The sequence below is a fragment of the Actinomadura sp. ATCC 39365 genome (assembly GCF_054392275.1).
Map to the genome: position 1 here is coordinate 6,755,135 of NZ_CP184335.1, position 25,818 is coordinate 6,780,952.

Sequence of the window (25,818 nt, forward strand, 5' to 3'; positions counted from 1 at the left end):
CCGCGATCCTGCGCACGAGAGCGGGAAGAGGGCCCGGAAACCCTTCGGACCGGACCCGTCTCGTCGGCGGCGAGCGCGGAATTCCGTTGTCTACTGGGCTCCCGGACCCGTCCCGGGTCCAACCCCCAACCGGTTGGGGTGCCCCGACTCGACGGACCGACGGCCCTGCACCTGGCTGTGTGGACGAAGTCACGCTCCGTCACGGACGCAGGATCCGGCGATGTCAGAGACGGCCAACCGGCCAAGTCCCGTGCTGGACTGCGCAGCAAACTACCGACTCCACCTCAGATGTCAACCGTGTCCCGATCAGCGGGAACCTCAAGTTTCCGCAGGTGGGACATGTTCGGCCTGCCGTCGTAAAGCGGGTCAAAGCCCATTTGCCGACGTCGGGGACCTGCCCGGCAGGCCCGACAGCGCCTGCGACAACGGCCCTTCGTGGACGACGCCCAACCGTTGCGTGGCACGCGTCAGAGCAACATACAGGTCGCTCGGCCCGCGTGGCGACTGGGCGGCGATGAGGTCCGGCTCGGCCACGATCACCGAGTCGAACTCCAGGCCCTTGGCGTCGGCCACGCCCATCACCGCCAGGGGCGCGTCCAGGGCGGCGGCCCCGCCGGCCCGTCCGGCGCCGGGCGTGACCACCGCGGCGCCCTCCACGGCCGCGACCAGCCGCGCGCCGAGCGTGTCCAGCAGCGCGTCGGGCACCACCACGGCGACCTTGCCGCCCTCCCCGACCTCGGACCTGGCCAGTTCGGGCAGCGCGGGCAGCGGCGCCGACCAGGGCCGCGCGCCGAGTTCGCGCACCGACGTCGGCGCCTCCAGGGCCGGGTCGATGGTGGCCAGCACCCGCGCGGCCACCTCCATGAGCTCCACGGGCGTGCGGTAGTTGACCGTCAGCCGCTCCTGACGCCAGCGCCCGGCCACGTACGGGTCCAGCACCTGCGCCCACGAGCGCGCCCCCGCCGCCGAGCCGGTCTGGGCGATGTCGCCGACGATCGTCATCGACCGCGTCGGGCAGCGCCGCATGACCGCCCGCCAGGCCATCGGCGACAGCTCCTGCGCCTCGTCCACGATCACGTGCCCGTAGGCCCAGGTGCGGTCGGCGGCGGCGCGTTCGGCGGTGGTGAGGTAGGGGCCGTCGCCGCGCTGGCGTTCGGCCAGCCGCTCGGCCTCCATGACGTCGGACAGGCCGGTCAGCTCCAGCACCTCGCGCGCGTAGGCCAGCTCGGCCTCGCGCTGGTGCTCCTCGGCCTGCCGGGCGGCGGCCAGCTCCTCCTCGGCCTGCATCGCCGAGGCGCGCAGCACGTGCTCGTCGATGTCGCCCAGCAGCTCGGCGGCCTCGTCCAGGAGCGGCACGTCGGCGTCGGTCCACTCGGCCGAGTCGCGGCGCAGCAGCGCCCTCTCCGCGGGGCTCAGGACGCCCCCCGCCGCGTCGAGCCGCTCGGGCGACCCGTACAGGCCCAGCAGCAGCCGCTGGGGCGTCAGGTACGGCCACAGCCGGTTGAGCGCCGCCTTGACCACCGGCTCGGTCCGCAGCTCCTCGCGCAGATCGGCCAGCTCGTCGTCGTCGATGAGCCCCTTGCCGATCTTGCGGGCCTGCTGCCGGGCCAGCGCGTTCAACAGCGACCTGACGAACACCGCGCGCGCCTGGTTGTGCGGGCGGCGCGAGCGCACGGCCTTGTTCTTGGCCGCGTCGAGCATGGCGCGGTCGACGGTGAGCGTCAGCCGCCCCATCGTCAGCTCGATGGGTTTGCGCGGCACCTTCTGCCGGTCGCGCACGGCGCGCTCGATCACCTGGGCCATCCGCGCGTCGCCCTTGACCGCGGCCACCTCCGGACGGTCGCGCCGGGTGGCGGTCACGCCCGGGTACAGCTCGCCCACGGTGGACAGCAGCACGTCGGTCTCGCCGAGCGAGGGCAGCACCTGCTCGATGTAGCGCAGGAAGGTGAGGTTGGGGCCGAGGATGAGCACGCCGCGGCGCTCCAGGCGCTCCCTGTGGGTGTAGAGCAGGTAGGCGGCCCGGTGCAGGGCCACGACGGTCTTGCCCGTGCCGGGGCCGCCCTGCACGACCAGGACGCCGTTGAGGTCGCTGCGGATGACGCGGTCCTGCTCGGCCTGGATGGTGGCGACGATGTCGCGCATGCGGCCGGTGCGGCGCTCGTCGAGGGCGGCCAGCAGCGCGGCCTCGCCGTTGAGGGTGGCGCGGTCGTCGTCGGTGAGCGCGTCGAGATCGAGCAGGTCGTCGTCGACGCCGACGACGCTGCGTTCCCTGGTCTGCAGGTGGCGGCGCCTGGTCACGCCCATGGGCGCGGCGGGGGTGGCGCGGTAGAAGGGCTGCGCCACGGGCGCGCGCCAGTCGATGAGCAGACGGCGTTGCTCGTCGTCGGTGAGTCCGAGCTTGCCGATGTAGAGCCGGCCCTCCTCGACGTGGTCGAGCCGGCCGAAAACCAGGCCGCGCTCCACCGCCCAGAGCCGGGCCAGGCGCCCGGCGTACATGTCGGCGAAGGAGTCGCGCTCGGATCTGTTCTGCATCGTGCCGACGGCACCCGTGGCCAGCACTTCCTTGAGCCGGCGCTGGGTGCGCTCGCGCAGCTCGTCGAGACGGTCGTACAGACCGGTGACGTAGGACTGCTCTTTGGCGAGCTCCGTTTGACGAGTTGCCGCCTGACCATTATTGTGGTTAATGGGACACTCCGGGCCATTCTGCTTGTTGTTGCGACAAACGATGACATTAGCACGCCTGTCGAGGCACTCCCATCTTCCCTTCCCCCTTCCGGGTCACGGCTTGGTTTCGCCCTCTTGACCAGCATGGGAGAACTCCCTATGTTCTCGAGTTAGGAAAGTTTCCTAACTTCGTCGAAGGGGTCCTCCTGATGAGCGGTCCGGTTCCGGGAACGCCGAGCCTGCTGCGCGCGATCAACGACCGCGCGGCCCTGCGGGCGCTCCTCGAGCGCGGGTCGCTGACCCGCCCGGAGCTGGGCGCCCTGACGGGCCTGTCCAAGCCCACCGCCTCCCAGCTCCTGTCGCGCCTGCAGGACGCCGGGCTGGTGGTCCTGGACGGCATCAGGGAGGGCCTGCCGGGCCGTACCGCCGAGGTCTACCGGATCAACCCGGCGGCGGCCTACGTGGGCGCGCTCGACGTCGCCCCCGACCGCATCGAGGCCCGCGTCGCCGACATCACCGGCACGGTCGTGGGCTCGTACACGCTGCCGACGCCCCGGCGGCCGGGCGGCGAGCTGGTCGACCGGCTGGGCGCGGCGCTGGCCGGCGCGAACCCGCCGGACAAGCTGCGCAGGGTCGTGATCGGCGTGCAGGCCGCGATCGACCCGGCCACCGGCCGGCTCGGCTACGCCGCCGCCAAGGACGTGCCCGGCTGGCAGATCGACGACCTCGTGCCCACCCTCAGCGCGGGTCTCGGCACGGCCGTGGACGTGGAGAACAACGTCAACCTCGTCGCCCTGGCCGAGCAGGCGCACGGCGCGGCGCGCGGGCACTCCGACTTCGTGCTGCTGTGGGCCGACGAGGGCATCGGCTCGGCCATCGTGCTCGGCGGTCGCATGCACAGGGGCGCGACCGGCGGCGCGGGCGAGGTGGGTTACATGCCGACCCCGGGCGCGCCGACCGCCCGCGAGGCCGGCCGCTACGCCAACCACGGCTACCAGGCGCTCACCGGCGGCCCGGCCGTGCTGCGGCTGCTGCGCTCCTACGGCGTGCACGGCACCGACTTCCGCCAGGCCATCGCCAAGGCGGTACGCGTGTCGGAGGGCTCGGGGCAGAAGGCCGACGACGCCAAGGCGGGGCTGCGCGACATCGCCGCCCGCCTGGCGGTGGGCCTGGCGGCCATCACCTCCGTCATCGACCCCGGCCTGATCGTGCTGACCGGCGGCGTCGTGCTGTCGGGCGGCGAGCCGCTGCGCGAGCTGGTCGAGCACGAGCTGCACGCGCTCACCATCCCCCGCCCCGTCGTGCGGCTGTCGCACGTGGAGGGCAACCCGGTGCTGGCCGGCGCGCTCGATCTGGCCCTGGACACCGTGCGCGACGAGGTCTTCAGCTCGACCGTCCCTTCCTGAACCTCTTTCTCCATCCCGTTCCACCCTCCCTTCATGATCCCCCAGCGGTAGGAGGCACCCCCCGTGCGCTTCGTCCCCCTGGCGGCCGTCGCGATCCTCGCGCTCGCCGCCTGCACCGCCGGCAGGGAGGCCGGGCCCTCGCTCGGCTCCCAGCCAAGACCCTCGGGTTCGGCCTCCGCGGCCCTCCCGGCGGCCACGATCCAGCTCTGGCACGGATTCTCCACCGACGCCGAGGTCAAGGCGTTCGAGGAGGCCATCGCCGGGTTCCACGCCAAGTTCCCGCAGATCACCGTCAAGGCCACCAAGGGCGTCCAGGACGACCAGATCACGCAGGCCATCCGGGGCGGCAACGCGCCGGACGTGGCGGCCTCGTTCACGACGGACAACGTCGCCCAATGGTGCAGGTCGGGATCGTTCCAAGACCTCACCCCCGTCATCAAGCAGGACGGGATCGACCTGTCGGTGCTGCCCGAGGTGGCACGTTCCTACACCGGCTTCGGCGGCCGACAGTGCACGCTGCCGCTGCTGGCCGACGCGTACGGCCTCTACTACAACAAGGCCCTGATGAAGGGCAACCAGCCGCCCAGGACGCTGACCGAGCTGACCGAGCTGGCCAAGAAGCTGACCGTGCGCGACGCGAACGGCGACATCAAGGTGGCCGGGTTCGTCCCCAGCACGCAGTACTACGAGAACAGCCCCAGCCACCTGGCCCCCATGGTCGGCGCCACCTGGTACAACGCCGACGGCACCTCGGCCATCGGCACCGACCCGGCGTGGAAGGCCCTGCTGCGCTGGCAGAAGGAGCTCATCGACTGGTACGGCTACGACAAGCTGGAGAAGTTCCGCAAGAGCCTGGGCGACGAGTGGAGCGCCGACCACCCGTTCTACAAGGGCAAGATCGCGATGGTCCTGGACGGCGAATGGCGCAACGCCATGATCGCCAACGACGCCAAGAAGCTCGACTACGCCACCGCTCCCCTGCCGGTCGCCGACGACAAGCCCGACCTGTACGGCAGCGGCTTCACCGCCGGAACCGTCATCGGCGTCCCCAAGGGCGCCAAGAATCCGCAGCAGGCCTGGGAGCTGGTCAAGTACCTGACCACCGACACCAGCTCGCTGGTGACGCTCTCTAACGCCCTGCGCAACGTGCCCACGACCAAGGCCGCGATGGAATCGCCCGACCTGAGCAAGGACGCGAACTTCGCCACCTTCCTCGACGTCTTCTCCCACCCCAAGACCTCGACGCTGCCGCCGAGCGTCAACAGCGTCTTCAACCAGGAGGCGCTGGCGACCTTCGTCGTCAAGTGGGAGAAGGGCGCGGTCACCGACCTCGACACCGGCCTCAAGGGCGTGGACAAGCAGATCGACGACAAGCTGAAGCTGTCCGGGGGCTGATCGGCGATGGCCTCCTCCCCCCACGCCGCGCCGCCGAGGCGGCGGCGCGGCGAGGGCCTGCGCGCCCTGCTGTGGTTGTCGCCGTGGATCGCCGGAGTGTCGATCTTCTTCGTCTATCCGCTGCTGTCCACGGTGTACTTCTCCTTCTACCGCTACGACATGACCAGCACGCCGGAGTTCATCGGGCTGGACAACTACGCGTACCTGCTGCACGACCCGCGGGTCGCGATGTCGGCCAAGAACACGCTGTGGCTGGTGGCGATCATGGTGCCGGCCACGGTGCTGTTCTCCCTGGCCCTGGCCCAGCTCGTGGTCCGGCTCAAGGCCGGCGTCGGCGTGCTGCGGACGATCTTCTACCTGCCGTCGCTGGTCCCGCTGGCGGCCGGGACGATCACCTTCGTCTTCCTGATGAACCCGGCCACCGGACCGTGGAACAAGTTCCTGGCCCTGTTCGGCATCCACGGGCCCGACTGGTTCGGCGACCCGGCCTGGTCCAAGCCGAGCCTGACGCTGCTGTCGCTGTGGAGCTGCGGCCAGCTCGCGGTGATCTTCATGGCGGCGCTGCTGGACGTCCCCCGGCACCTGTACGAGGCCGCCGCCATCGACGGCGCCGGCGCCTGGCGGCAGTTCCGCAGCGTGACGCTGCCGACGATCGCGCCGGTGCTGATGTTCGCCCTGGTCACCAACGTCATCTACGCCCTGCAGTACTTCACCCAGGCGATGATCGCCTCCCGGGTGGCCTCGGGCTCGACCGACTCCCCCGGCTCCACCTTCACCCCCGGCTATCCGGACGAGTCGCTGCTGACGCTGCCTCAGTGGCTCTTCCAGTCGGGCTTCCGCGACTGGACGATGGGCTACGCGTGCGTGCTGGCGCTGCTGCTGTTCGCCACGTCGATGATCTTCACGTTGATCCTGCTGCGGCAGTTCCGCCGGGCCGAGGAGGCGATATGAGCGCGACCATGACCGCCCCCGCCCCGCCCGCGGCCCCCGCGCGGCGGCAGGGGGTCAGGGCGCGGCGGCGGCGCACGCTGATGTGGATCGCCACGCACGCGACGGCGATCGTGCTGGCCCTGATGTTCCTGGCGCCGGTGGTGTTCCTGACCCTGACCGCGCTGATGACCGACGAGCAGGCGCTGACCGGCGACCTGTGGCCGCGCACGTGGAACTTCGACAACTTCGTGGTGGTGTTCGAGAAGTCGAAGCTGCTGCGCTGGGGGATCAACACGCTGCTGTACGCGGGCCTCGGCACGGTCTTCACGCTGGCCTCCTCCATCCCGGTGGCCTACGCGCTGGCCCGGTTCCGCTTCCGGGGGCGGCGGGCGGCGTTCCTGCTGGTGATCACCGCCATGATGCTGCCGCCGCAGGTCATCGCGGTGCCGATCTACCTGGTGTGGGCCCGGCTGGGGCTGACCGACAGCCTGTGGCCGCTGATCGTGCCGATGTTGTTCGGCGACGCGTTCTCCATCTTCCTGCTCCGCCAGTTCCTCATCACGATCCCGCGCGAGTACATCGACGCGGCGAAGGTGGACGGCTGCTCGGACTTCAGGACGCTGGTGCGGGTGATCCTGCCGATGGCCCGTCCGGCGGTCGCCGCCGTCGCCCTGTTCCAGTTCTTCTACTGCTGGAACGACTACTACGGCCCGCTGCTGTACGCCGGCGTCGAGCAGGAGGGCTGGACGCTCTCGCTCGGCCTGGCCACGTTCAAGGCGTTCCACAGCGTCCAGTGGAATCTCACCATGGCCGCCACCCTGCTGGTGACCGCCCCGGTGATCATCGTGTTCTTCCTCGCCCAGAAAGTCTTCATCGAGGGCGTGACCTTGACAGGAGTGAAGGGTTGAAACTCGCCGTGGTCGGGGGCGGCTCGACGTACACGCCGGAGCTGGTCGACGGGTTCGCGAGGCTGCGCGACGAGCTGCCCGTGACGGAGATCGCCCTCATCGATCCGGATCCGTCCCGTCTTGAGCTGGTGTCGGGGATGTCGCGGCGCATGCTGGCGCACGCCGGGCATCCGGCGCGCGTGCTGGCCACCTCCTCGGTGGCCGAGGGGGTCGCGGGGGCCGAGGTCGTGCTGTTCCAGCTCCGGGTGGGCGGGCAGGCGGCCAGGAACGTCGACGAGACGCTGCCGCTGGAGTGCGGCTGCGTGGGCCAGGAGACGACCGGCGCGGGCGGCCTGGCCAAGGCGCTGCGCACGGTGCCGGTCGTGCTGGAGCTGGCCGAGACCGTACGCCGGGAGGCACCGGACGCCTGGATCATCGACTTCACCAACCCGGTCGGCATCGTCACCAGGGCGCTGCTCGACGCCGGCCACCGGGCCATCGGGCTGTGCAACGTCGCGATCGGCTTCCAGCGCCGCTTCGCCGCGGGGCTGGGCGTCGACCCCGGCCGCATCTCGCTGGGTCACGTCGGGCTGAACCACCTGAGCTGGGAACGTTCGGTGCACCTCGACGGCCGGGACGTGCTGCCCGACATCATCGACCGGGCCGGCGAGGAGATCGCCGACGCCCTCGGGCTGCGGGTGGAGCTGATCCGGCGGCTCGGCGTCATCCCGTCGTACTACCTGCGCTACTTCTACGCCCACGACGCGGTGGTGCGCGAGCAGCGCTCCAAGCCGTCGCGGGCGGCCGAGGTGGCGGAGATGGAGACGCGGCTGCTGGAGATGTACGGCGACCCGTCGGTGGTGACCAAGCCGGAGCTGCTGGACCGGCGCGGCGGCGCGTTCTACTCCGAGTCGGCGGTCGCGCTGATCGCCTCGCTGCTCGGCGACCGGGGCGACGCCCAGGTCGTCAACGTGCGCAACCAGGGCACCCTGCCCTTCCTGCACGACGACGCCGTCATCGAGGTGCCCGCGGCCGTCACCGCGTCCGGCGCCGCGCCGCTGCCGGTGCCGCCCGTCGAGCCGCTGTACGCGGGGCTGATCGCGCACGTGTCGGCGTACGAGACCCTGGCCCTGGACGCCGCCCGCCGGGGCGGCGCGGACCGCGTGCGCGACGCCCTGCTGGCGCACCCGCTGATCGGCCAGGACGACGTCGCCGAGGAGCTGACCGGCCTGCTGCTGGCGGCCAACCGCGAGCACCTGCCCTGGACGGTGGGCTAGTGGCGGGCCCCGGGCTGCTCCCGGCCGTCGACGGCGGCAACAGCAAGACCGACGTCGCGGTGGTCGCGGACGACGGCGAGGTGGTCGCGACCGGCCGGGCGGGCCCCTTCGAGCCGCAGAGCGCGGGCGTGGCCGCGGCCGTGGACGTGGTGGCCGAGGCGACGGCCCGCACCGGCCTGCCGGCCCAGGCGTTCGGCCACGTGTCGGCCTGCCTGGCCGGGGCCGACTTCCCGGTGGAGGAGGAGGCGCTGGCCGCCGAGTTCGCCGCCCGCGGGTTCGGCGACGTGGTGGTGCGCAACGACACCTTCGCGCTGCTGCGGGCCGGCACGTCGGCCCCGTGGGGGGTCGCGGTGGTGTGCGGCGCGGGCATCAACGCGGTCGGCGTCTCCCCCGGCGGGCAGGTGGCCCGCTTCCCGTCGCTGGGCCGGATCAGCGGCGACTGGGGCGGCGGCCAGGGCGTGGCCGAGGATGCGCTGTGGCACGCCGCGCGCGCCGAGGACGGCCGTGGCGCGCCGACGGCCCTGGCGGAGCTGGTCACGGCCCACTTCGGCACGGCCACCGTCGAGGAGCTGGTGCTCGACCTGCACTTCGGGCGCGTGGACGAAGGGCGGCTGCACGAGCTGGCCCCCGGCGTGCTGGCCGTCGCCGCGGCCGGGGACGCGGTCGCCCGGTCGCTGGTCCAGCGGCAGGCCGAGGAGGTGACCGTGATGGCCGAGGTGTGCCTGCGGCGGCTCGGCCTGCTGCAGACCCCGGTCGAGGTGGTGCTCGGCGGCGGCATGCTGACGGCCCGGGACCCGCTGCTGACGCCGCTGCTGGAGGCGGCGTTCGCGGCCAGGGCGCCGCAGGCCGAGCTCGTGGTGGCGGACCTGCCGCCGGTGGCGGGAGCGGCGCTGCTGGGGCTGGAGCACCTGGGCGCCCCGGAGACCGCGCTGGCCCGGCTGCGCTCGCACTTCGCGCTTCCGGTCACCCGCTGACCCGCCCGCCGCCGTGCGTGTCCCGTTCGCCTGGTACGGGGCCGCGCCCGGCTTCTCCGCCGGGCCTGGGCGCCGGTCCCTACGGGGGCGGCGCCCAGCGGGCTCTCGGGCGGAGGCGTTATGGTCGGGCTCCGCGCTCTCAGGCGGAGGCGTTGTGGTCGGGCTCGGCCGGCGTGACGTCGGGGGCGACGACGGGGGCGCGGTGCTCGTAGGGCGTGCTCAGCACCACGGTGGTGCGGGTGGAGACGTTGGCCGAGGCGCGGATCTGCTGCAGCAGGTCCTCCAGCGCCACCGGCGAGGCCACGCGCACCTTGAGGATGTAGCTCTCGTCCCCGGCGACGCTGTGGCAGGCCTCGATGGCGCTCAGGTGGGCCAGCCGCACGGGGGCGTCGTCGGGCGCGGCGGGGTCGATCGGTTTGATCGACACGAACGCGGTCAGCGGCAGCCCGATCGCGTCGTGGTCGATGATGGCGGCGTAGCCGCGGACGACGCCGCGCTTCTCCAGGCGGCGTACGCGCTGGTGGACCGCGGAGACGGAGAGCCCGGTCTCCCTGGCCAGGTCGGTGAAACTCATGCGGCCGTCGTGGGCGAGCAGCGTGACGATCCGGCGGTCGATCTCCTCCATCGGTCAAAGGTAGCCGGTGATGGTCACGACATGGTCCCGACGGGAGCGACCCCTCGGTTCATCGCGTGCTCGACCAGGGTGATGAGCACCTGGCGGCCGGAATCGCGCCGGCGGGCGTCGCACAGCACGATGGGCACGTCGGGCTCCAGCCCGATGGCCGAGCGCACCTCGCCGACGGTGAAGGGGCGGGTGCCGTCGAAGCAGTTGAGCGCGATGATGAACGGCTGCTCGCGCTTCTCGAAGTAGTCGACGGCCGGGAAGCAGTCGGCCAGGCGGCGGGTGTCGGCCAGCACCACGGCTCCCAGCGCGCCCATGGCCAGCTCGTCCCACACGAACCAGAAACGTTCCTGCCCGGGGGTGCCGAACAGGTAGAGCATGTAGTCGTCGCGGATGGTGATGCGGCCGAAGTCCATCGCGACGGTGGTGGTGAGCTTGCGCTCGACGCCCGACAGGTCGTCGACGTGCGTGCCGACGTGGGTGAGCGCCTCTTCCGTGCGCAGCGGGCGGGTCTCGGAGACGGCGCCGACCATGGTGGTCTTGCCCGCGCCGAATCCGCCGGCGATCAAGATCTTGATCGCGGTCGGCAGCCGCCAACGGTCGACGCGACCGAATTCCATCCAGCACCGCCCGTACAGGTCCCGCGCACGTCGCGGCCTTCGCGCATGGTCAGTGAAATCTGTCAAGGCGCGTGGTGAAGGCCGTTCGACGTGCCTGGCATCGAGTCACCCTAGCAACGCCACATTTTCCACTCAAGACATAAACTTTTACAACGAACCAAATGTCACGATTTATCGTCGCTAGTCCCATAAATCGCCTGGCGGGCGACAGGTGGTCAAGAGGCTTGTCAGCTTATTCGACGAGATCGTTAGGTTGCGTGGTCCGGGTCCGAAATGCCGGTGAAGCCGGCGTTGAAGCCGATCCGTCGGCCCAGGTAGGCGGCCGTCCGCGGGCTGCAGCCGCGCAGCGTCTCGATCAGGCCGGTCGCCTCGCGGGCCAGGCCGTCCATCGCCGTGGTGACCTCGCCGCCGGTGACCCCGAGCCCCAGCACGTTGAGATCGCCCCAGCTCAGGTCCCTGCGGTAGGAGGCGACGTCGCCGAGCAGGTGCAGGTAACGCTGCACCTGGCGGCTGACCGCCCGCAGCTCCTCCAGGTGGCCCCTGGTCCAGCCGTCGCCGGTGTAGATCCAGTGGGACAGGTCCACGAAGCAGGAGCCGCGGCTGTCGGCGTTGTCGAGGTAGCGCTCCAGCGTGGGCACGGCCCGGGTGTCCCGCCACACCCAGGCCCTGGCCATCCCGGCCAGCGTCCGGGCGAGCTGGTCGTGCCAGAGTCGCTGCGCCGGCCCGGACCCCTCGACTGTGGCCAGCTCGTCACGCAGGTCGGCCAGGAAGCGGGTGACCGGCGACCGCGGCACCGCGCCGCCGGCGACCTCCATGCACTCGCGCGTCAGCCGGTCGACCTGCTCGCGGGTGGTGGCGGTGTGGTCGACCAGGCGGCCGACGGCCAGCACCCACAGGGCGCTGCGGTTGACCGCCTTCAGCCCGCCCGCGCCCGCCCAGGGGGCACTGAAGGCCGTGCCGAGGGTCAGGGCCTGGTAGAACTCGGCGTCGAAGGCGGCGCCGAGGAACAGGCCGTCGTACAGCTGGGCGCAACGCCGCAGGTCCCTGCCGCACTCGGCGGCCAGGGCGCAGGTGCGGCCGAGCCGGTACGCCTCGTCCAGCTCCTCGCCGGGCACCCTAGGGCCACCCGCACGGTACACAGCTCATGGCGACGCCCCCCAACAGCCGGCCGGACGAATGCACCTGCCGAAGAATCCTTTCATGATCACATACACCCCATCAAGCCATCCCCACCTCCCCCCGCCCACCCCCACACCAGAACCGGGCCAGAGGCACCCGACCAAACGCCCCCCAACCACTACCAACCGCCCGGTCACCCCAGGCGCCACAGAAAACCGACCAGGCCCGCCACAAGCCAGAGACGTCCCACCGAGTCCCAGGCAAGACAGGAGCCAGCCGGTCAGCATCAGGCCGGGCCAAGCCAGGAGACCGGGCCAAGCCGGGCGGCCGGAGACCGGTCCAGAGTTCGCGGCATGCCAGCGGCGCAAGCCACGCGGGATGTGACGGAAACGGGATCTAGCGACCCGATCAAGGGACAGTCCGGGAACCAGGTCAGACCAAGAGGCCGAGCCAGGCGAGAGACGGGGGTCACGCCGGAGGCCGAATCAGGCGGGGAGGCCGTCGACCGGTCCCGAGACAGCGGCAGGCCGACGGCGCAAGCCAAGCGGGAGGACGGGTCACACAGAAGGCGACGTCAGGAGGGAGGCGACGTCAGGGTGGGGAAGGGAAAGCGGCCCAGAGGGCGGTGGCGTCGTCGTGGGGTTTGCCGCGGACCGCCCCGCGTTCGACCTCCAACCCCCGTACGGCCGAGATCAACGCCCCCGGCCCCCGCCGACCAGCTCGGCCAGCACGGCCTCCCAGCTCCACCCGTACCACTCCACCAGCCGGGTCACCCCGTCGGTGAACAGCCCGGCCCCCAGCAGCCCGGACGCCTCCACGACCCCGCTGACCGCCTGCCCGGCGGCCTCGGGCCGGGTGGAGGCCACCCAGAACCCGCCCTCGGCGTTGCGCATGCGCCGCACCAGCGCCGGCGAGTACGGCCGTCCGCCCGGCAGCCGCTCCACCCGGTCGTCGCCGATGACCTCGGCCCCGCCGCCGGCCCGCGCGAGCACCACCGGGGAGTCCCCCAGTACGAGGTACTCCACCACTCCCCCACCGAGACGCATCATGGCCACGGTGGCGGACGGCGAGTCGGGGTCGCCCAGGTCGCACGTGCCCGAATGGGCGCCCATGGTGACGGAGATGGCCTCGGCCAGGATGTCGGCCAGCGACGAGCGCCCACCGGCGGCCAGCCCGGCGGCCAATGCCCCGCCGAGCCGCCCGACCAGCCAGGCGACGCCGTGGGCGCAGCCGCCGCCGGCCCCGGCCGCCGCCGTGGCCCCGTCGAGCACGACCGCCCACGAGGGCCCGGCCACCGCCAGGTCCTCGTTGGGCCGCGCCGACCCGGGCCGGGTGGCGTACCTGACCTCAGTGAACATGCCGTTACGGCTGGACGGTCACCAGCTCGCGCGGCGTGTTGTTCAGCCGCTCGCCGCCGGTCTCGGTGCAGACGACGATGTCCTCGATGCGGGCGCCGTGGCGGCCGGGCAGGTAGATGCCGGGCTCGACGGAGAAGGCGAACCCGGCCTCCATCGGCTCGTCGTTGCCCGAGACGATGTAGGGCTCCTCGTGCGTCTCGATGCCGATGCCGTGGCCGGTGCGGTGGATGAAGTAGTCGCCGTAGCCCGCCTCGGCGATGACCTCGCGGGCCGCCGCGTCGATCGACTCGCACGACACGCCCGGCCGCACCGCGGCGCAGGCGGCTTCCTGGGCGCGGCGCAGCACCTCGTAGTAGGCGGCGAACTCGGCGGGCGGCTCGCCCACGCAGTAGGTGCGGGTGGAGTCGGAGCAGTAGCCGTTGTGGAGCTGGCCGCCGATGTCGACCACGACCGGCTCGCCGGCCTGGATCACCCGGTCGGACACGTCGTGGTGGGGGCTGGCGCCGTTGGGCCCGGAGGCGACGATGACGAAGTCGACCGTGGCGTGGCCGGCGGCCAGGATCGCCTCGGCGATGTCGCGGCCCACCTCGCGCTCGGTGCGACCGGCGCGCAGCAGCTCCGGCACCTGCCGGTGGACCGCGTCGATGGCCTCGCCGGCCTCGCGCAGGGCCGCCACCTCGGCCGGCGACTTGCGCATGCGCAGGTCGCGCAGCACCGTGCCGGCCAGCACCTGCTCGGCCTCCGGCAGCACGTCGCGGAAGCGCAGCGACGACATGGCCCACATGCGGTCGGCGAGCCCCACCTTGGCCACCCGGCCCAGCCGGGAGGCGGCGATGCTGTAGGGGTCGTCGGTCTCGTCCCAGGCCACGAACTCCAGCCCGAGCCGGGAGGCGGGCGAGGCCTGCGCGGCCGGCAGCTCAAGGCGGGGCACCATCATGTACGCCTCCCCCGAGGCGGGCACCACGAGGCAGGTCAGCCGCTCCAGCGGCTTGGCGTCGTAGCCGCTGACATAGCGCAGGTCGGGCCCGGGGGTGAGCAGCAGGGCGTCGAGGCCGGCCTTGGCGGTGGCCTCCTGCGCGGCGGCAAGACGGGACACGGGATACAGGTCTGAGGACGTCACGAGCCAAATCTACTCGGACGGCCGGTGCCCCCACTCCAGCAGGCCGCTTGTCCGCCGAGGGCTAAAATCCGCGAAAACTTCTCACAACATGAGAGCCCATGACTACACTCCGTTCCACATTGATCACGTAGTGTGGGACCAATTGTCCAGTTCCACTGCACTTTGAGAGTGAGGCCATGGTCGACTTCGCAGGCGCGGCAGAGCTGGTCAGGCAGAAGGCCCCGCACGGGCGGGCACGCGGGGCGGGCGCGGAGCTGCTGGCCGTCCGGCTGGCCCACGCCGAGCGGCTGGGCAACATGGGCTGGGCCGAATGGAACCTGCGCACCGGGGCCGCCATCTGGTCCGACCAGGTCTACGCGATCTTCGGAAGAGACCGTGAGGAGGGGCCGCTGTCCCTTCCCGACCTGGCCGCCATGGTCGAGCCGGCCGACCTCGACGCGCTCGACCGGCTGCTGTGGCACGTGGTGGAGGGCGTCGAGCCCGTGCACGCCGAGTTCCGCGTCAGGCGCGGCACGGGCGAGCTGCGCGACCTGCGCGTCGTGCTCGAACCGCTGATGTCGCCCGGCGGCCCGGTCGGCATGCACGGCGTCATCCAGGACATCACCGGCCGCCGCAGGGCCGAGCGCATGATGTCGGAGTCGCGCCGCCAGCTCCTGGAGGCCCGCGAGCAGGCGGCCGAGGAGCGCAACGTGATGCTGGCGCTGCGCGAGGCCATCCTGCCCGCGCCCACCGGCTGCCTCGACCTGCCGGGGGCCAGGATCGCCGTCCGCTACGTGCCGGCCGAGAAGACCGCGAGCCTGGGCGGCGACTGGTTCGAGGCCGCGACCACGCCCGACGGCCGCCTGCTGCTGGCCATCGGCGACGTGTCGGGCCACGGGCTGCCCGCCATCGCCCACATGGCCCACCTGCGCCACGCCCTCGTCGGCCTCACCATGACCGGCCGCCCCGCCGACCGCCTGCTGTCGTGGCTCAACGACCTCGTCCTGCACCAGCTGAAGGACACCACCGCCACGGCCGTCATCGGCCACCTCGACCCCGCCACGCTGCTGTTCACCTGGGGGCAGGCGGGCAACCTCGACCCCATCCTGGTGCGCGGGGGCCGGGCGGCCCGGCTGGGCAGGCCGGCGGGCGTGCTGCTCGGCGCGGTCTCCGGGCGGCCCTACGAGCTGGCCCGCACCCGGCTGCGCCCCGGCGACCTGCTGCTGATGTTCACCGACGGGCTGGTCGAGCGGCGCACCCGCGACATCGACGTCGGCCTGGAGCTGGTGCTGGCGGCCGCCGGCGGCCTGTCCGCCCACGACCTCGAAGCCGGGCTCGACCGCCTCCTGGCCCGCATCGGCGGCCCCAACCCCGAGGACGACGCGTGCCTGCTGGCCGTCGCCGTCCCGGAGCCGGACGGGAGGGCGGCGGGAGTGCGACCATAGACGGGTGCTCATGCTTCTGGACACACCGTCCCTCTACTTCCGTGCCTTCTACGGCGTGCCCGAGTCGGTCAAGGCGCCCGACGGCTCCCCGGTCAACGCGGTGCGCGGGCTCATCGACATGATCGCCACGCTGGTCCGTCAACACTCCCCGACGGCGCTGGCCGCCACCATGGACGCCGACTGGCGGCCCGCCTTCAGGGTGGCGGCGATCCCGACCTACAAGGCCCACCGGGTGGCCCACGGCGACGTCGAGGAGGTGCCCGAGGCGCTGGTGCCGCAGATCGCCGTGATCAACCAGGTCCTCGACGCCGTGGGCATCGCCCGTCCCGAGTCGCCCGGCTACGAGGCCGACGACGTGATCGGCACCCTCACCCACCAGGCCGAGGGCGCCGTCGAGATCGTCACCGGCGACCGCGACCTGTTCCAGCTGGTCGACGACTCGCGCCCGGTCCGCGTCCTCTACACCGCGCGCGGCATCCGCAACCTGCAGTTCGTCGACGAGGCGTTCGTCGCCGCCAAGTACGGCGTCCCCGGCCGCGCCTACGCCGACTTCGCCACCCTGCGCGGCGACCCCAGCGACGGCCTGCCCGGCGTGCCCGGCGTCGGCGAGAAGACGGCGGCGGCCCTGATCACCCGGTTCGGCTCGCTCGCCGCCCTGCTGGAGGCGCTCGACTCCGGCGTCACCGAGGGCTTCCCGGCCGGCAGCCGCAACCGCCTGGCCGCCGCCCGCGACTACCTCGCCGCCGCGCCCGCCGTTGTCGAGGTGGCCTCCGACGCGCCGCTGCCCGCCGCCGACCTGACGCTGCCCGACAAGCCGCGCGACCCGGAGGCCCTGGTGGCCCTGGCCGACCGCCACGGCCTCGACAGCCCGCTCAACCGCCTGCTGGAGGCGCTCAGGAGCTGAGGAACTCGCGCACGGCGTCCTGGGCCGCCTCGCGCAGGCGGCCGTGCACGGCGGCGTTCTCCTCGCGGTCGGTGCGCACCTCCACCACCCGCGGCCCCTCGCCGCGCATCGCCTTGGACAGCTCGCTGACGTCCCCGAGCAGCGTGTACGGCGTCCCGCTCGCGGCGGCGGCGTAGGCCAGGTCGACGCCGTGCGGCGTGCCGAAGACCCGCTCGAACGGGTCGCGCACCGCCGCCTGCGGCAGCAGCGAGAAGATGCCGCCGCCGTCGTTGTTGACGACCACCATGCACAGGTCCGGCCTGGGCTCGCGGGGGCCGAGGATCAGCCCGTTCTGGTCGTGCAGGAACGACAGGTCGCCGAGCAGCGCGTACGAGGGCCCGTTGTGCGCCAGCGCGGCCCCCATGGCCGTGGACACCAGCCCGTCGATGCCCGAGGCGCCCCGGCTGGCCATGAGCCTGATGCCGCGCCGCGGCCGCATGAACTGGTCGAGGTCCCTGATCGGCATCGAGGAGCCGCAGAACAGCAGCGCGCCGTTGGGCAGCGCGTCGGCCAGGTCGCGGGCCAGGCGCGGCTCGGAGGTGCCGGAGACGTCCAGGACCGCGTCGAGGGCCGACCGGACGGCCGTGTCGGCCTGCCGCCAGGCGTGCAGCCAGCTGTCGTCGCCGGAGGCCACCGGGATCTCCACGGCTTGTGCGACCTGGGTGGCCGACCTGGTGGGGTCGGGCCAGCGGTCGAGGTCGGGGGCGACCACGATGTGCTCGTCCGTCCGCTTCAGCCATGACAGCAGCGGCCGCGACAGGCCGGGCCGGCCCAGCGTGACGACCACGTCGGGGCGGTGGGAGTCGGCGAACTCGGGCGTGCCGAGCAGGTAGTGGTAGCTGGAGATGGAGTGGTCGCCGTAGCGGGCGCCGCCGTTGGGCTCCGACAGCACCGGCCAGCCGGCCATGCCGGCGGCGGCCACGTAGCGCCGGACGTTGGCCGCGCCGTCGCCGACGACGAGCACGCCGCGCCTGGTGGGCGGGATGTGCAGGGCGATGGGCGGGGGCGCGACGCGGGCCCGCACCCAGGGGCCGTTCGCGCCGCCGTCGAGCGGCTCGGACCAGCTCGTGTCGCCGTCGGGGATCAGCGGCTCACGGAAGGCCAGGTTGAGGTGCACGGGGCCGGGGTTGGCCGCCCCGGCGGCCCGCTGGTAGGCGCGGCAGGCCAGCGAACGCCAGTAGGCGACCATGCCGGGACGGTCTTCGGGCACGCCGACCTCGGCGAACCAGCGGACGGCGGTGCCGTACAGCTTGACCTGGTCGATCGTCTGGTTGGCGCCGGTGCCGCGCAGCTCGGGCGGACGGTCGGCGGTGAGGACGAGCAGCGGCACGCCCGACTCGTCGGCCTCGATCACCGCCGGATGGAAGTTGGCCGCGGCCGTGCCGGAGGAGCAGATCAGCGCCACCGGCCGCTCGGAGCGCTTGGCCAGGCCGAGCGCGAGGAAGGAGGCCGAGCGCTCGTCGATGCGGACGTGCAGGCGCACCCGCGACTCGGCGTGCAGCGCCAGGGCCAGGGGGCCGAGCGGGAGCCGGGGGCGAGCACCACGTCGGTCAGGCCGCAGCGCACCAGCTCGTCGACGAGCACGGTGGCCAGCGCGGTTGCGGGGTTCAAAGTGACGCCTCCTGCATCCGGCCGAGCCACTGGGGAGATTCAATCTCAAATTCCGACAAATGCTGAAAATTCACCGAGGGGCGTCGCACCTCAAGCCAGCCGTCCACGGGCACCAGCGAGTCGTCCACCACGTCGCCCGCCAGCAACGACATCGTGCCGAGCCCGCACGCGTACGGCAGCGACGGCAGCGCCGCCGCCAGCGCGACCCCCGCGGCCAGACCCACGGACGTCTCCACGGCACTGGAGACCACGGCGGGCAGCCCGCACGACTCCACCACCCGCAGCGCGGCGCGCACCCCGCCCAGCGGCTGCACCTTGACCACCGCGATGTCGGCCGCCTCGGCCGCCCTGACCCGCAGCGGGTCCTCGGCGCGCCGGATCGACTCGTCGGCCGCGATCGGCACGTCGACCGCCCTGCGCACCGCGGCCAGCTCCTCCAGGGTCGCGCACGGCTGCTCGGCGTACTCCAGGCCGAACCGGTCGAGCCGCTTGAGCCGGGTGACGGCCTCGTCGACCTCCCAGGCGCCGTTGACGTCGACCCTCAGCCGCCCGGAGGGCCCCAGGGCGTCACGCACCGCCTCCACCCGCGCCAGGTCGTCGGCGAACGTCTGGCCGCGCTCGGCCACCTTGACCTTCGCCGTGCCGCAGCCGGAGCCCCGCACCAGCTCGTGGGCCTGCTCGGCGTCGACCGCCGGGACGGTCGCGTTGACCGGGACGCGGTCGCGCACCGGCTCCGGCCAGCCTTCGAAGGCGGCCTCACGGGCGCATGCCAGCCAGCGGGCGCACTCGCGCGGACCGTACTCGGGGAACGGGGAGAACTCGCCCCAGCCCGCCGGGCCGTGCAGCAGCACGCCTTCCCTGACGGTCTGCCCGCGAAACCGCGTCCGCATCGGAATCCGGAAGACCACGGGAGAACGCGTCACGACCCTACCCTGCACCTGTGTCCGACCTGTCGCCATTAACCTTACGAGCATGTGGAGGAACCCGTCGCATCCGGACCGTCCGCTGCATGCCATTGTGCAGCCTCCCGGCCCCGGCCTTTTCACCGCGATCCGCGACGCGCTCTCCGGCGACGGCCCGGCCGTCCTGCCGCTCCAGCCGGGCCACGAGCACCAGGCCCTCCAGGCCCTGCGCCCCACGCACGCCGGCGGCGAGCCGTGGCCCGGCGGCGAAGGCGTCCCGGGCGACGTGGCGGTCGTCATCGCCACCAGTGGCAGCACCGGCGCGCCCAAGGGCGTGCAGCTGTCGGCCTCCGCGCTGCGCGCCTCGGCGTCGGCCTCGCTGAGCAGGATCGGGGCCGCCGAGGGCGACCGGTGGTTGTGCTGCCTGCCCGTCTCGCACGTCTCCGGCCTGCAGGTGCTGGTCCGCGCCCTGCTGTCGGGCAGCGAGCCGATCATCCACCCCTCCTTCGACGTGCGGGCCGTGCTGTCCTCGGGCGCCCACCACGTCTCCCTGGTGCCGACGCAGCTCCACCGGCTGGTCGAGGCGGGCGCCGACCTGTCGGTGTTCCGCACGATCCTGCTCGGCGGCGCGGCGCCCAGGGCCGGGCTGGTCGAGCGGGCCGTGGAGCTCGGCGCGCGGGTGTTCACCACGTACGGGATGAGCGAGACGTGCGGCGGCTGCGTCTACGACGGCCGCCCCCTTTACGATGTAGATCTCAAAATCGGCGAGGACGGCCTGATCAGGATCGCCGGGCCGGTGCTCTTCTCCGGCTACCGCTTCGGCGGGCGGACCGCGTTCGACGGCGACTGGTTCGTCACCTCCGACCTCGGCGAGCTGAACGGCGGCCGGCTGCGCGTGCTCGGCCGGGCCGACGACGTCGTCAACACCGGCGGCGAGAAGGTCGTGGCCGGCGTGGTGAGCGCGGTGCTCGGCACGCACCCCGAGGTCGCCGACGTGGCCGTGGCCGGACTGCCCGACCCGGAGTGGGGCGAGGCGGTCACGGCGTTCGTGGTGCCGGCCGACCCGGCCGCGCCGCCCACGCTGGCCGAGCTGCGCGCCTACTGCCGCGACCGGCTGCCCGCCCACGCCGCGCCGCGCGGCCTGCGCCTTCTCCCCCGCCTGCCGCTGCTGCCCAACGGCAAGACCGATCTCGTACGGCTGCGTACAGGAACCTGACGCGGTGCGGCTGCGTCATAACGGGGAGAGAAGGAAGGGAGCCTTCATGAACCAGACCCGCAAGATGTGGGCGTCCGCGGCGGTCGTCGGCGTGATCGTCGTCGGCGGCGCGTCGGTCGCGGCGGCCGCCTCGGCGGGCAAGCTCGACGCGGTCGCCAGGGAGACCCGGGCCGTGGTCGAGCAGACGTCGCCGACCGGCCGGCCGGTGCCCTCGCCCGGCGACACCGAGGGCGTCGTGGTCTCCACGGAGGTCAATCCCGATCCACGCGAGGTCATCGACTACTGGACCGACAAGCGCATGGAAGAGGCCGAGCCCATGCCCATGCCCGAGGGGACCGGAAGCTTCGAGGTGGCGGAGTAGTTCCCGCCTCCCGGGGGTGGCGCGCCCTCTGGGCGTTCCGCCCCTTTTTCATCCCTCCGGGAACAAATAGCGGTGGATGGCGTTATTGATACTGGTGCGCCGTGCGGAGATTGACCACCGCCCCACCACAACCTGCCTGATCGCTTCGACTCCGTACGGAGGAGGTGTCCTCATGCCCAGAACCGCCGTGGCGACCCCACCCGCGACTCTCGACCAGCTCATTGAACGAGGGCGAGCCCAGGGTCACCTTTCTCTGGCGGAGCTGCGTGACGCGTTCGCCGAGGCCGGCATCAGCCCCTCTGAAGGCCGCACGATCCTGCGCGAGCTCTCGGAGGCCGGTGTGAGCCTGGCTGCCGAGAACGAGCCGTCGCTGGCCAAGACCGCCGCCAGGAAGACCACCCAGAAGACCGCGAACAAGAGCGCCCCCAAGCCGAGGAAGGCTTCCGGGGCAAAGGCTACCGGCCGCACGGCCGCCGAGGCAAAAAACCCGGTGGACGGCAAGCCGGAGCACGAGGAGGACGTGGCCCCCGACGACCTCGAACTCACGGCCGAGGACGCCGAGATCGAGACCGAGGCCATGGACCTGGACGACACCCAGTCCGTGATGGGCGACTCGGTGCACACGTACCTGAAGTCGATCGGCCGCCGTACCCTGCTCACCGCCGCCCAGGAGGTCGAGCTGGCCCGCCGGATCGAGGCCGGCCTGTACGCCGAGTACAAGCTGGAGACCGACCCGGACGCGCCGCCGTCCGTGCGCGACGACCTGCACCTGGTCATCGAGGACGGCCGGCAGGCCAAGGACCACATGCTGGAGGCCAACCTGCGCCTGGTGGTCTCGGTGGCCAAGAAGTACACCGACCGCGGCATGTCCCTGCTGGACGTCGTCCAGGAGGGCAACCTGGGGCTGATCAGGGCCGTGGAGAAGTTCGACTACACCAAGGGCTTCAAGTTCTCCACCTACGCCATGTGGTGGATCCGGCAGGCCATCCAGCGCGGCTTCGCCGACTCCGCCCGGACGATCCGGCTGCCCGTGCACGTGCTGGAGATGCTCTCCAAGCTGTCGCGGGTCGAGCGGGACATGCACCAGAGGCTGGGCCGCGAGCCCACGCCCGAGGAGCTGGCCGTCGAGCTCGACAAGACGCCGGACCAGATCGAGGAGCTGCTGCGCACCAGCCGCCAGCCGATCTCGCTCAACGCGACCATCGGCGAGGACGGCGAGACCACGATCGGCGACCTCATCGAGGACGTCGACTCGCCGGAGGCGTCGGAGATCGTCGACCGCCAGCTGCTGGGCGACCAGCTGCGCGGCGTGCTCGACAACCTCTCGCCGCGCGAGGCGAAGATCATGGCCCTGCGGTTCGGCCTGGTGGACGGCAAGCCGCACACGCTGGACGAGATCGGCAAGCACCTCGGCCTGACCCGCGAGCGCATCCGCCAGCTGGAGAAGGAGTCGCTGTCGAAGCTGCGCCACCCGAGCAACACCCGCCCCCTGCTCGACTGGGCCAGCTGACCCGCACCGCCCCGGCCGTCAGGACCTGACGGTGACGGCCCGGAACGCACGAATAGCCCCGACGCGCACGGCGCCGGGGCTATCGTGTGCCTTCGGTCAGACGGTGGCGGGCACCGGCCGGGGCACGCGCGGGATGCCCCACATACGGTTCTCCTCGCGCAGCGTACGCAGCCGGTCGACCTCGGCCGTCCACATGGCCCCGCGGGGGTGGCCCTGGCCTTGCGGCGCGCGATGCGGTCGTCGTACGAACGCACACCGAACGTGGCCCGCTGCCCGGCCTCGGCGGCCCGCAGCGCCTCGGTCAGCGCGACGTCGAACGCCCGGCCCGCCGCCAGCAGCTCGATCTCGTCGGCCGCGGCGGCACGCAGGTCGCGCACGATCTGCTCGGCCTGCCTGGCCTTGTCAAGCAGCTGCGGGAAGCCCTTGGAGATCTCCTGGTCCGCGTGGTAGCGAACCTCGGCCTCCCGGCTCACGCGCGGACGGAAAAACGCCATCGACCCTGCCCTTCACGCAGTCTTTGCTGTTCAACCCACAAGGGTACGCCGTCCGACACCGCCTCAGAACACCGGGCGACGGACGGGGCCGCCCAGTAAGATGATCACCATGCCCGCAAAGAGACCTCCCGTCCCACTCTCCCGCGAGCGCATCATCGAGGCCGCACTCCACATCGCCGACAGCCAGGGGCTGCGCCGGCTCACCATGCGCCGGCTGGGCGACGCTCTGGAGGTGGAGGCCATGGCCATCTACCACCACCTGCCCCGCGGCAAGGAGGCGCTGATGGACGCGCTGGCCGAGCACGTCACGTCCGTACACGTGGAGCAGGCCGCCACCTGGCAGGAGACGGCCAGGGCGTGGTGCCGGGCGGGCCGGGAGCTGCTGCGCGAGCATCCGGGCGTGCTCGCGCTGGCCCTGACCAAGCCGCCCAAGGGCGCCACCGCCGTCGCCATCAGGGAGCAGACCGAGCAGCTCGCCGAAGGGGGTCTGAGCGACGCCCCGGAGGCCGTGCGCGCGCTGCGGGCGTTCGTGTTCGGCAGCGTGGCGGTCGAAGTCCAGCAATCAGGATGGGCTGACCCAGAAGTCGATGAATGGGTCAGGCGGGACGAAAGAGCGGATGTGGACTTCGAAAGAGGGCTCGACGCTTTGCTCAAGGGGTTGCAAACGTAGTGCGCGTGTCGCGCTTGGCCCGTTATCCTGCATAAGGCACGCTGTGTCGAAGGTCACACGACCGGGGGATCCTCCTGTAACAGTCCGAACGGGCTATGTCGGACCGTGTGACACACGTCGCACACTTGCCAGAACAACAAACCCGAGCCGCTCCCGTCCCTCTCCCGGGAGCACCCACGAGATATCGGAGGCACGCCGATGTGCCCGCACGACCCGGCCTGTCCGTCTGCCGAGGCGCCGGACCGCGAGGCAGCACGCACCCTCGCATGCCACCCCGAGCAGGGGTGGAGCCTTCTCTGCAACGGCGTCGTCCTGTTCGAGGACACCGGGGAGCTCCTGCCCAGCGGCACCGTCATCGCGCCGCACCGGCCCGACCCCCTGGTGGGCGCCGCCTGACGGCGGCGTAGCCGCCGATCCACCGGGCCACGACCTCGCCCACCCGGGCGGGGTCCCGCTTCAGGTCGTGGCCCTCGCCCGGCAGCACCACCAGCCGGGCGCAGTCCGCGGGATCCGGCACTCCGAACGGATCCCGGTCCCCGTTGACCACCAGTACGTCCACGCCGGCCCCGCGCAGCTCCTCGGCCCTGGACCGCTCCGGCTTGCCGGGCGGGTGCAGCGGGAAGGCCAGCGCCACCACCGCCGCCGCGCCCACCGCCGAGGCCGTACGGCAGGCCACCCGGGCGCCGTTGCTCCGGCCGCCCTGCACCAGCGGCAACCCCGGCCAGCCGGCGCGCAGCTCGCCCAGCACCGCTTCCCAGGCCTCGTCCTGCCTGGCGGCCGACCCCGGCGCCCGCGCCCCCGCGACCCGGAACGCCTGCGACACCCTGGCCACGGTCGCCCCCACCCCGAGTGCGGCGTCGCGGACGGCCAGCAGGTCGGGCGCGTCCACTCCCCCGGCCGAGCCATGGGTCAGCACCAGCAGCAGCCGGGGCTCGGCCGCCTCGTCGACCTGCACCAGCGCCGGCCCCCTCGGAGTCATGATCTCCATGGCAGCACCGTACCTGGGGAGGATCCGCCGTTGGCCCCCAGGTCTGATGACGGCGCGCCGGACAACCGGGATGATGACCCTTATGCCAGAGATGCGCCCCATCCGGGATGACCTGCAGGCCACCCTCGACGCCCGCCGCGACCTCGGTCCCGACTACGAGGCCGCGCTCGTCGAGTCCTTCGTCGAACGGCTCGACGCCACCATCGCCGCCCGCGTCCAGGCCGAGCTGGACGGCCACGGCCTCGCCCCGGCCAAGCCCAGGCAGCGGCAGAACAACGGCGCGGCGATGATCCCCATCGCGCTGGGCTCGATGGGCCTCGGCATCCCGCTGACCGCCATCGCGGCCGGCAACTCGGGGCTGGTCGGCCTGACGATCACGTGGCTGGCGATCGTCGCCATCAACCTGGCCGCCGCCGTGGCCATCATGCGCCGCGGCTGAGCCCTCCCCGGCCGCACTCAGGGGCCGCGCTCAGGGGCCGCGCTCAGCGGGCGGTCAGGTGTCGCGGTGGAAACGCAGCCGGACCTCGGCGGCCATGGTCAGGTCCTCGTGTTCGAGGCCGTAGGTCCACACCCGGCCGGCGTCCTCGGTGCGCCCGCGCAGCGGCAGCGTGCGCGCCAGCAGCTCGATGGCCAGCGCGCCCGTCTGGGGGTCGGCCCCGCTCTCGACGGCCTCGGCGAACTCCGCGCAGGCCAGTTCCAGGTGCGCGATGCCGAGCAGCACCCGCAGCCCAGGCAGTTCCCGCGCCGGGGCGAACTCCAGCGCGTCCAGCAGCAGCCCGGCCGCCTCCCCCGGGTCGCCGTACTCCAGCAGCGTCTCGGCGAGCTGGCGGGCCGCGTGCGCGGCGGCCTCGGCGTCGCCGGCGTCGAGACTCGCGTCGAGGGCGGAGCGCAGCTCCTTGCCGGCCTCCTGCGGGCTGCCGGCCAGCCGGGCCAGCGCGAGGTGCGCCAGCGGGACGTAGGCCGGCGTGCCGACGCCGAGCACGGCCTGCCAGGCGGCCCTGGCCTGGTCGTCGCGGCCCTCGCGTTCGAAGCCCTGGGCCAGGTGGCAGGCGGCCTGGGCGGCGTACTCGGGATGGCCGGTGGCCAGCGCGGTGCGGGCCGCGGCTCGGGCGGCCTCGGTGTCGCCGCGCTCGTCGAGCACCACGGCCAGCCCCACGGCCGCCTGGGCCCGGTCGGGGCTGTCGTGGTCGGCGACCAGCTCGGTCAGTATCGCCGCCGCACCCTCGAGGTCGCCGCCCTCGGCCAGGCGGCGGGCGGTGTCGAGAGGCGGGGTCTCCAGCTCTGAGAACGTCAAGAGAGCTCCTTCCGGCGACGGATCGCACCGAGC

At 72.5% G+C, this 25,818-nt stretch carries 23 protein-coding genes and 1 pseudogene; 14 read left to right on the plus strand and 10 right to left on the minus strand.

Features of this window, described 5'->3' with window-relative positions; all coding sequences use genetic code 11:
• Nucleotides 1–366 precede the first annotated feature (366 nt).
• The gene (locus ACNF49_RS33090) at nt 367–2,685 is read right to left on the minus strand and encodes a HelD family protein (protein ID WP_498703860.1); all 2,319 of its coding nucleotides are present in this window, start codon (nt 2,683–2,685) and stop codon (nt 367–369) included.
• Nucleotides 2,686–2,873: 188 nt separating this feature from the next.
• Between ACNF49_RS33090 and ACNF49_RS33095 the strand changes: the two genes are divergently transcribed.
• The 6 genes from ACNF49_RS33095 (at nt 2,874) to ACNF49_RS33120 (ending at nt 9,533) form a co-directional block, all read left to right on the plus strand.
• Nucleotides 2,874–4,070 carry an ROK family transcriptional regulator gene (locus tag ACNF49_RS33095; RefSeq protein WP_357975671.1) on the plus strand — a complete coding sequence of 399 codons (1,197 nt, stop codon included), beginning with the start codon at nt 2,874–2,876 and terminating at the stop codon, nt 4,068–4,070.
• Between the two features lie 63 nt (nt 4,071–4,133).
• Nucleotides 4,134–5,465 carry an ABC transporter substrate-binding protein gene (locus ACNF49_RS33100; RefSeq protein ID WP_482940028.1) on the plus strand — a complete coding sequence of 444 codons (1,332 nt, stop codon included), beginning with the start codon at nt 4,134–4,136 and terminating at the stop codon, nt 5,463–5,465.
• 6 nt (nt 5,466–5,471) lie between these two features.
• Nucleotides 5,472–6,416 carry a carbohydrate ABC transporter permease gene (locus ACNF49_RS33105; RefSeq protein WP_357975665.1) on the plus strand — a complete coding sequence of 315 codons (945 nt, stop codon included), beginning with the start codon at nt 5,472–5,474 and terminating at the stop codon, nt 6,414–6,416.
• Nucleotides 6,413–7,303, plus strand: coding sequence for a carbohydrate ABC transporter permease (locus tag ACNF49_RS33110; protein ID WP_357975662.1), 891 nt, complete (start codon nt 6,413–6,415; stop codon nt 7,301–7,303). The genes ACNF49_RS33105 and ACNF49_RS33110 overlap by 4 nt, the downstream gene beginning before the upstream one ends.
• Nucleotides 7,300–8,559 (plus strand): 6-phospho-beta-glucosidase, encoded by a 1,260-nt coding sequence (locus tag ACNF49_RS33115; RefSeq protein WP_482940029.1) that lies wholly within the window; start codon nt 7,300–7,302, stop codon nt 8,557–8,559. The genes ACNF49_RS33110 and ACNF49_RS33115 overlap by 4 nt, the downstream gene beginning before the upstream one ends.
• A complete protein-coding gene (locus ACNF49_RS33120; RefSeq protein ID WP_482940030.1) occupies nt 8,559–9,533 on the plus strand; it encodes an N-acetylglucosamine kinase in 975 nt (324 codons plus the stop codon). The genes ACNF49_RS33115 and ACNF49_RS33120 overlap by 1 nt, the downstream gene beginning before the upstream one ends.
• A 139-nt stretch (nt 9,534–9,672) precedes the next feature.
• On the opposite strand, the gene ACNF49_RS33125 is transcribed toward ACNF49_RS33120, so the two are convergent.
• The 5 genes from ACNF49_RS33125 to ACNF49_RS33145 all read right to left on the minus strand — a co-directional run bounded on the left by ACNF49_RS33125 (nt 9,673) and on the right by ACNF49_RS33145 (nt 14,372).
• Complete coding sequence (locus ACNF49_RS33125) at nt 9,673–10,158, minus strand: Lrp/AsnC family transcriptional regulator (protein WP_357975653.1); 486 nt, start codon at nt 10,156–10,158, stop codon at nt 9,673–9,675.
• Between the two features lie 23 nt (nt 10,159–10,181).
• Nucleotides 10,182–10,775, minus strand: a complete 594-nt coding sequence (locus ACNF49_RS33130; protein WP_357704895.1) for a GTP-binding protein — start codon at nt 10,773–10,775, stop codon at nt 10,182–10,184.
• A gap of 248 nt (nt 10,776–11,023) precedes the next feature.
• On the minus strand, nt 11,024–11,890 hold the full coding sequence (locus ACNF49_RS33135; RefSeq protein ID WP_482940031.1) for a terpene synthase family protein: 867 nt from the start codon (nt 11,888–11,890) through the stop codon (nt 11,024–11,026).
• 696 nt (nt 11,891–12,586) lie between these two features.
• Nucleotides 12,587–13,252 (minus strand): protein phosphatase 2C domain-containing protein, encoded by a 666-nt coding sequence (locus ACNF49_RS33140; RefSeq protein ID WP_482940032.1) that lies wholly within the window; start codon nt 13,250–13,252, stop codon nt 12,587–12,589.
• 4 nt (nt 13,253–13,256) lie between these two features.
• On the minus strand, nt 13,257–14,372 hold the full coding sequence (locus ACNF49_RS33145; protein ID WP_357975645.1) for a M24 family metallopeptidase: 1,116 nt from the start codon (nt 14,370–14,372) through the stop codon (nt 13,257–13,259).
• 176 nt (nt 14,373–14,548) lie between these two features.
• Between ACNF49_RS33145 and ACNF49_RS33150 the strand changes: the two genes are divergently transcribed.
• Together ACNF49_RS33150 and ACNF49_RS33155 are read left to right on the plus strand one after the other, a co-directional pair.
• Nucleotides 14,549–15,796 (plus strand): PP2C family protein-serine/threonine phosphatase, encoded by a 1,248-nt coding sequence (locus tag ACNF49_RS33150; protein WP_357975642.1) that lies wholly within the window; start codon nt 14,549–14,551, stop codon nt 15,794–15,796.
• 10 nt (nt 15,797–15,806) lie between these two features.
• A complete protein-coding gene (locus tag ACNF49_RS33155; RefSeq protein WP_482945620.1) occupies nt 15,807–16,700 on the plus strand; it encodes a 5'-3' exonuclease in 894 nt (297 codons plus the stop codon).
• On the opposite strand, the pseudogene menD reads toward ACNF49_RS33155, so the two are convergent.
• Nucleotides 16,690–18,350: pseudogene (menD, locus tag ACNF49_RS33160) on the minus strand (2-succinyl-5-enolpyruvyl-6-hydroxy-3-cyclohexene-1-carboxylic-acid synthase). The gene ACNF49_RS33155 and the pseudogene menD overlap by 11 nt on opposite strands.
• Complete coding sequence (locus tag ACNF49_RS33165) at nt 18,347–19,240, minus strand: o-succinylbenzoate synthase (RefSeq protein ID WP_482945621.1); 894 nt, start codon at nt 19,238–19,240, stop codon at nt 18,347–18,349. The pseudogene menD and the gene ACNF49_RS33165 overlap by 4 nt, the downstream one beginning before the upstream one ends.
• An 82-nt stretch (nt 19,241–19,322) precedes the next feature.
• Here ACNF49_RS33165 and ACNF49_RS33170 point away from each other — a divergent pair, with 82 nt between their 5' ends.
• The 5 genes from ACNF49_RS33170 to ACNF49_RS33190 all read left to right on the plus strand — a co-directional run bounded on the left by ACNF49_RS33170 (nt 19,323) and on the right by ACNF49_RS33190 (nt 23,899).
• Nucleotides 19,323–20,468 (plus strand): AMP-binding protein, encoded by a 1,146-nt coding sequence (locus tag ACNF49_RS33170; protein WP_357975636.1) that lies wholly within the window; start codon nt 19,323–19,325, stop codon nt 20,466–20,468.
• Nucleotides 20,469–20,514: 46 nt separating this feature from the next.
• The gene (locus tag ACNF49_RS33175; protein ID WP_357975633.1) at nt 20,515–20,829 is read left to right on the plus strand and encodes a hypothetical protein; all 315 of its coding nucleotides are present in this window, start codon (nt 20,515–20,517) and stop codon (nt 20,827–20,829) included.
• Nucleotides 20,830–21,001: 172 nt separating this feature from the next.
• Nucleotides 21,002–22,339 carry an RNA polymerase sigma factor gene (locus ACNF49_RS33180; protein WP_357975630.1) on the plus strand — a complete coding sequence of 446 codons (1,338 nt, stop codon included), beginning with the start codon at nt 21,002–21,004 and terminating at the stop codon, nt 22,337–22,339.
• Between the two features lie 603 nt (nt 22,340–22,942).
• Nucleotides 22,943–23,503 (plus strand): TetR/AcrR family transcriptional regulator C-terminal domain-containing protein, encoded by a 561-nt coding sequence (locus ACNF49_RS33185; RefSeq protein ID WP_357975627.1) that lies wholly within the window; start codon nt 22,943–22,945, stop codon nt 23,501–23,503.
• A 198-nt stretch (nt 23,504–23,701) separates the two neighbouring features.
• Entirely contained in the window at nt 23,702–23,899 is a 198-nt protein-coding gene (locus ACNF49_RS33190) for a DUF5999 family protein (protein WP_125637444.1), read from the plus strand.
• Here the strand turns inward: ACNF49_RS33190 and ACNF49_RS33195 are convergent.
• Nucleotides 23,856–24,491, minus strand: a complete 636-nt coding sequence (locus ACNF49_RS33195; RefSeq protein ID WP_357975625.1) for an alpha/beta hydrolase family protein — start codon at nt 24,489–24,491, stop codon at nt 23,856–23,858. The two genes, ACNF49_RS33190 and ACNF49_RS33195, sit on opposite strands and share 44 nt — an antisense overlap.
• Nucleotides 24,492–24,573: 82 nt before the next feature.
• Here ACNF49_RS33195 and ACNF49_RS33200 point away from each other — a divergent pair, with 82 nt between their 5' ends.
• Entirely contained in the window at nt 24,574–24,930 is a 357-nt protein-coding gene (locus tag ACNF49_RS33200) for a hypothetical protein (RefSeq protein WP_482940033.1), read from the plus strand.
• A gap of 54 nt (nt 24,931–24,984) precedes the next feature.
• Here ACNF49_RS33200 and ACNF49_RS33205 read toward each other — a convergent pair whose 3' ends face one another.
• Nucleotides 24,985–25,785 (minus strand): tetratricopeptide repeat protein, encoded by an 801-nt coding sequence (locus ACNF49_RS33205; protein WP_482940034.1) that lies wholly within the window; start codon nt 25,783–25,785, stop codon nt 24,985–24,987.
• Nucleotides 25,786–25,818 lie beyond the last annotated feature (33 nt).

Coding starts and splice junctions, on each gene's coding strand:
- ACNF49_RS33095 (WP_357975671.1), top strand. CDS start 2,874: ATGAGCGGTCCGGTTCCGGGAACGCCGAGCCTGCTGCGCGCGATCAAC.
- ACNF49_RS33105 (WP_357975665.1), top strand. CDS start 5,472: ATGGCCTCCTCCCCCCACGCCGCGCCGCCGAGGCGGCGGCGCGGCGAG.
- ACNF49_RS33110 (WP_357975662.1), top strand. CDS start 6,413: ATGAGCGCGACCATGACCGCCCCCGCCCCGCCCGCGGCCCCCGCGCGG.
- ACNF49_RS33125 (WP_357975653.1), bottom strand. CDS start 10,158: ATGGAGGAGATCGACCGCCGGATCGTCACGCTGCTCGCCCACGACGGC.
- ACNF49_RS33130 (WP_357704895.1), bottom strand. CDS start 10,775: ATGGAATTCGGTCGCGTCGACCGTTGGCGGCTGCCGACCGCGATCAAG.
- ACNF49_RS33140 (WP_482940032.1), bottom strand. CDS start 13,252: ATGTTCACTGAGGTCAGGTACGCCACCCGGCCCGGGTCGGCGCGGCCC.
- ACNF49_RS33150 (WP_357975642.1), top strand. CDS start 14,549: ATGGTCGACTTCGCAGGCGCGGCAGAGCTGGTCAGGCAGAAGGCCCCG.
- ACNF49_RS33155 (WP_482945620.1), top strand. CDS start 15,807: ATGCTTCTGGACACACCGTCCCTCTACTTCCGTGCCTTCTACGGCGTG.
- ACNF49_RS33165 (WP_482945621.1), bottom strand. CDS start 19,240: ATGCGGACGCGGTTTCGCGGGCAGACCGTCAGGGAAGGCGTGCTGCTG.
- ACNF49_RS33170 (WP_357975636.1), top strand. CDS start 19,323: ATGTGGAGGAACCCGTCGCATCCGGACCGTCCGCTGCATGCCATTGTG.
- ACNF49_RS33175 (WP_357975633.1), top strand. CDS start 20,515: ATGAACCAGACCCGCAAGATGTGGGCGTCCGCGGCGGTCGTCGGCGTG.
- ACNF49_RS33180 (WP_357975630.1), top strand. CDS start 21,002: ATGCCCAGAACCGCCGTGGCGACCCCACCCGCGACTCTCGACCAGCTC.
- ACNF49_RS33185 (WP_357975627.1), top strand. CDS start 22,943: ATGCCCGCAAAGAGACCTCCCGTCCCACTCTCCCGCGAGCGCATCATC.
- ACNF49_RS33190 (WP_125637444.1), top strand. CDS start 23,702: ATGTGCCCGCACGACCCGGCCTGTCCGTCTGCCGAGGCGCCGGACCGC.
- ACNF49_RS33195 (WP_357975625.1), bottom strand. CDS start 24,491: ATGGAGATCATGACTCCGAGGGGGCCGGCGCTGGTGCAGGTCGACGAG.
- ACNF49_RS33200 (WP_482940033.1), top strand. CDS start 24,574: ATGCCAGAGATGCGCCCCATCCGGGATGACCTGCAGGCCACCCTCGAC.